4 protein-coding genes and 1 pseudogene are annotated in these 4,508 nt (G+C 36.4%); 4 read left to right on the top strand and 1 reads right to left on the bottom strand.

Going from position 1 to position 4,508, the window contains the following annotated elements; all coding sequences use genetic code 11:
- Positions 1–210, bottom strand: a pseudogene (locus FWJ34_RS18425) (transposase); the annotation flags it as partial.
- 227 nt (positions 211–437) lie between these two features.
- Between FWJ34_RS18425 and ileS the strand changes: the two are divergent.
- The 4 genes from ileS to FWJ34_RS18405 are packed head-to-tail and all read left to right on the top strand — an operon-like array spanning position 438 to position 4,334.
- On the top strand, positions 438–3,419 hold the full coding sequence (gene ileS, locus FWJ34_RS18420; protein WP_308256791.1) for an isoleucine--tRNA ligase: 2,982 nt from the start codon (positions 438–440) through the stop codon (positions 3,417–3,419).
- Between the two features lie 45 nt (positions 3,420–3,464).
- Complete coding sequence (locus tag FWJ34_RS18415; protein ID WP_308256790.1) at positions 3,465–3,824, top strand: DUF6972 family protein; 360 nt, start codon at positions 3,465–3,467, stop codon at positions 3,822–3,824.
- Positions 3,787–4,044 (top strand): hypothetical protein, encoded by a 258-nt coding sequence (locus tag FWJ34_RS18410; protein WP_308256789.1) that lies wholly within the window; start codon positions 3,787–3,789, stop codon positions 4,042–4,044. The genes FWJ34_RS18415 and FWJ34_RS18410 overlap by 38 nt, the downstream gene beginning before the upstream one ends.
- 11 nt (positions 4,045–4,055) lie before the next feature.
- On the top strand, positions 4,056–4,334 hold the full coding sequence (locus FWJ34_RS18405) for a tetratricopeptide repeat protein (protein WP_308256788.1): 279 nt from the start codon (positions 4,056–4,058) through the stop codon (positions 4,332–4,334).
- Positions 4,335–4,508: the final 174 nt, after the last annotated feature.

The following is a 4,508-nucleotide window of genomic DNA, read 5'->3' as shown; positions in this document are numbered from 1 at the left end:
AATAACTATAGCAAAAGTATGATACCTATTATCATTTTGATTGCGACTTTTATCGAAAAATAAACAACAATTTAAAACAATTTCCCTAGCACAAAGATTTAATTCTAAATGTTGATAAGTATTAAAAGTAATAAAATAAATTGAACCATCTAACTCCCAATGAGGCAAAAATCTTCTTTTAATTTTCAGAGGAGAATCACTAAAATTCATAGATTATTACAATAATTAACTTTCTAATTTTATAATATACAATCTGTGAAACAGCCTTCTAGGCTGTAATTAATACAGGCAAGATGCCTGTTTCACGGTTACTGTTACTATTGGTTTGGTTTTGATCGATAAGATGCCTGTTTTACGATTAGGTGATTGAGAGATTAGCCTAGTTCGCAATACAATAGCAGAATGTGAAAATATTATATTAACTAATTTCCTTCCCTATGACTGAACCGAAAAACTATAAAGATACAGTAAATTTACCAAAAACAGGCTTTGACATGAGAGCCAATGCTGTCAAAAAAGAGCCAGAATTACAGGAGTTTTGGGCAAAAGAGCAGGTTTATGAGAAATTAGGTCAAAACAATCCTAAAGACCTTTTTATCCTTCACGATGGTCCACCCTACGCTAATGGTAGCTTACACATGGGTCATGCCTTAAACAAAGTTCTTAAAGATATTATTAATAAATATAAATTATTACAAGGTTATAAAGTTCGTTATGTACCAGGTTGGGATTGTCACGGATTGCCGATCGAGCTTAAAGTATTACAAAGTTTATCCAGTAAAGAAAGAGAAGCCTTAACCCCCATTACTCTCCGTCATAAAGCCCGTGATTTTGCCCTTAAAGCCCAACAAGAACAAGCAGAAGGGTTTAAACGATATGGCATCTGGGGTGATTGGGAAAATCCTTATTTAACCCTATTACCAGAATACGAAGCCGCCCAAATCGAAGTATTTGGCAAAATGGCATTAAACGGTTATATCTATCGTGGCTTAAAACCCGTTCATTGGAGTCCTAGTTCACAAACCGCCTTAGCTGAAGCTGAGTTAGAATATCCAGAAGGGCATACCTCTCGCAGTATCTACGCCGCTTTTAGCATCACTAAATTAAGCGAAAAAGCCTCCCATTTAGCGGAATTTATGCCCAATTTAGCCGTAGCTATTTGGACTACAACTCCTTGGACAATCCCCGGTAATCTCGCCGTTGCTGTTAATAGTAATTTAGATTATGCTGTGGTAGAAATCATGTATCCTCAAGTTCCTGCACAAAGGGGTACTATACCTCTTATTCCAGCATCTTTTGACGGAGAGTTTGAATTTCCTTACTCAGAAGAAGAAAGTGAGTGGATACCACAATTTATTATTGTTGCCAAAGATTTAGTAGAAAGTTTAAGGAAGACTTTTGATTTAGTATTAGACATCAAAACCGTTATCAAAGGTGCAGACTTAGAATTATCCACCTATAAGCATCCCCTTTTCGATCGAGAAAGTCCAGTAGTTATCGGCGGTGATTATATTACTACAGAATCAGGTACTGGATTAGTACATACTGCCCCTGGTCATGGTTTAGAAGACTATATAACAGGACAAAAATATAACTTACCAATTCTCTCTCCAATAGATGATAAAGGGAACTTTACAGAAGAAGCAGGAGAATTTCAAGGGTTAAATGTGTTAAAAGAGGCAAATCAAGGGATTATTGACGCTTTAACTGCAAAAGGTAGCTTACTCAAAGAGGAAGCCTACGCCCATAAATATCCCTACGATTGGCGTACTAAAAAACCGACAATTTTCCGTGCTACAGAACAATGGTTCGCCTCCGTTGATGGTTTCCGTGATTTGGCATTGAAGGCAATTAAAGAGGTTAAGTGGATTCCTTCTCAGGGTGAAAATCGTATTACTCCAATGGTTGGCGATCGCAGTGACTGGTGTATTTCTCGTCAACGCAGTTGGGGTTTACCGATTCCCGTGTTTTACGATGAGGAAACAAATGAACCATTATTGAACGAGGAGACGATTAACCACGTTAGAGATATTATCAGGGAAAAAGGCTCTGATGCTTGGTGGGAGTTGTCGGGAGAGGAATTGTTACCCGAAAGTTATCGCAACAACGGCAAAACCTACCGTAAGGGTATGGATACGATGGATGTATGGTTCGATTCTGGTTCATCTTGGGCGGCGGTTGCCAATCAACGGGAGGAGTTGAAATACCCTGTGGACTTGTATTTGGAAGGATCGGATCAACATCGGGGCTGGTTTCAGTCGAGCTTATTAACCAGTGTAGCAGTTAACGGCATCGCTCCTTACAAAACTGTGTTAACTCATGGTTTCGTGTTGGATGAAAAGGGGATGAAGATGAGTAAATCACTGGGTAACGTTGTCGATCCGAATCTTATCATCAATGGTGGCAAAAATCAGAAACAACAACCGCCCTATGGTGCAGATGTACTGCGTTTATGGGTGTCTTCTACGGACTATTCTGGGGATGTGCGCATCGGGGATAATATCATCAAACAACTTGCAGACGTTTATCGTAAAATTCGTAATACCGCCCGTTTTTTAATTGGTAATTTGCACGATTTTGATCCTAAAAAAGACGCAGTTAGTTATGAAAATTTACCCGAATTAGATAAATATATTCTCCACGAAACTCATTTAGTTTTTAGTGAAATTACAGAAGCATTTGAAAGTTATCAATTCTTTAAATTCTTCCAAAAAGTACAAAATTTCTGTGTAGTTGATCTCTCTAATTTTTACCTCGATATTGCTAAAGATAGACTCTATATTTCTGATCTTAATTCTCCCCGTCGTCGTAGTTGTCAAACTGTTATGGCAATCATTCTCGAAAATCTAGCAAGAGCGATCGCACCTGTTTTATGTCACATGGCGGAAGATATTTGGCAAAATCTCCCCTATAATAAGCCCTATAATTCAGTTTTCGAGAGTGGTTGGGTAAAATTAGAGGCGGATTGGGTGAAAAGCCCTGAATTTGCTCACAAATGGGCGGAATTACGCAAGATTCGCACGGGGGTGAATAAGGTTTTAGATGATGCTCGTAATCAAAAGGCGATCGGTGCATCCTTAGAGGCAAAAGTTTTGATGTATGACACCACTGGCAAGTTGATGGAAACCTTAACCAGCCTCAACCCTAGGGGGGGTGTGAATGATGGTAACAGGGTTGATGAGTTGCGTTATCTTCTCCTTGTGTCACAAGTGGAGCTTGGTACCGATGAATCGGCTTTAAATGTCAGTCAATATCTAGGTGATATTCAGCTTGAGGAGACTACTTTAAAGGTTGCCGTTGTTAATGCTGATGGTCATAAGTGCGATCGATGCTGGAATTATTCTACCACAGTGGGTACTTTTAGCGATGAACCTTTAATTTGCGACAGGTGCAAGGAAGCCTTAACAGGTAATTTCTAAACAAATGGGGTGGGAATCTCTCACCCTTTTAAACAAAAATTTAATATGACTGGTATTCAGAAAAAAATACTAAAAGATTCTCGTGAAAGTCTATTTGCAAAACATATTGATGGCACTCCACAAGTAAAAAGATTACTCAAAAAAGAAGGTAAAGCCCATGTTTTTAATGATTTAGAAACAATGGAAAGAGTGATAAAAGCTATCATAGAAAAAGGTGAACAAACAAGCATTGAAGATCATAATGATTATTATGAAAGATATGGACTTTATTTTTCTCAACCCATAGGCTATCAAATTAGAAATGATGGCACAAAAATTCCTCTTTATTATGCTGAAATAAAAATTATTAAAGGAACAAATATTTATCATGTTATCCCAAGAACAAAACCCCGTAATATTAAATAATAATTGGCAATTTGTCGAGTTGTGGATTGATACAATTATTTTCCCACCTCGAATTTTAATGTTAATAGGAGATAATGACGGAAAGTATCAAGTTTATGATCCTGCACAACAGTATAAATCAATATTTTCTAGTAATAATTATGATGATGTTAATTCGTGGTTATTAGAGGATGAATATGAAAAAGTAGATGGTAAAATTCTAGCTGATGAGTTTATGTAATAAAAAATGTCATGTCAAATTTAGAAAAAGGCTTACTGGCTTTTGAAGAGAAAAAATATCAAGAAACTCTTACCTTATTAAAACCATTGGCAGAAGAAGGAAATCCAGAAGCACAATGTATTTTAGGAAATATTTATCATTTAGGTTTAGGGGTAAATCATAATATTCAAGAAGCAATTAAATGGTATAAAAAATCAGCAAAACAAGGCTATTTAATAGCTGAGAATAACTTAAAAACAATTTACTTAATGGAGGAAATAGATAAAGAAGTATTCGCCGGTAATGTCTAATTTATTGACTAGGATGGAGATTTAAACATTTTGTATGAAAAATAGTCATTTTATGAAATGTGTTTTTTGTGCTTCAGACAAATCTAAAATTCGCTATATTTCTCGAAGTTATGGAAATGAGGATGAACTTTTTATCATTGAAAATATACCTTTAATGAGTTGTCTTTGATTGTG

The sequence above is a fragment of the Geminocystis sp. GBBB08 genome (assembly GCF_016743215.1).
In the GTDB taxonomy this organism is placed as follows: domain Bacteria; phylum Cyanobacteriota; class Cyanobacteriia; order Cyanobacteriales; family Cyanobacteriaceae; genus Geminocystis.
The sequence above is the reverse complement of the archived record's forward strand: the minus strand, read 5'-3'. Positions and strand labels throughout refer to the sequence as shown.

Bases quoted from the DNA above. Each gene is read 5' to 3' on its own strand.
- ileS (WP_308256791.1), top strand. From the start codon at position 438: ATGACTGAACCGAAAAACTATAAAGATACAGTAAATTTACCAAAAACA.
- FWJ34_RS18415 (WP_308256790.1), top strand. From the start codon at position 3,465: ATGACTGGTATTCAGAAAAAAATACTAAAAGATTCTCGTGAAAGTCTA.
- FWJ34_RS18410 (WP_308256789.1), top strand. From the start codon at position 3,787: ATGTTATCCCAAGAACAAAACCCCGTAATATTAAATAATAATTGGCAA.
- FWJ34_RS18405 (WP_308256788.1), top strand. From the start codon at position 4,056: ATGTCAAATTTAGAAAAAGGCTTACTGGCTTTTGAAGAGAAAAAATAT.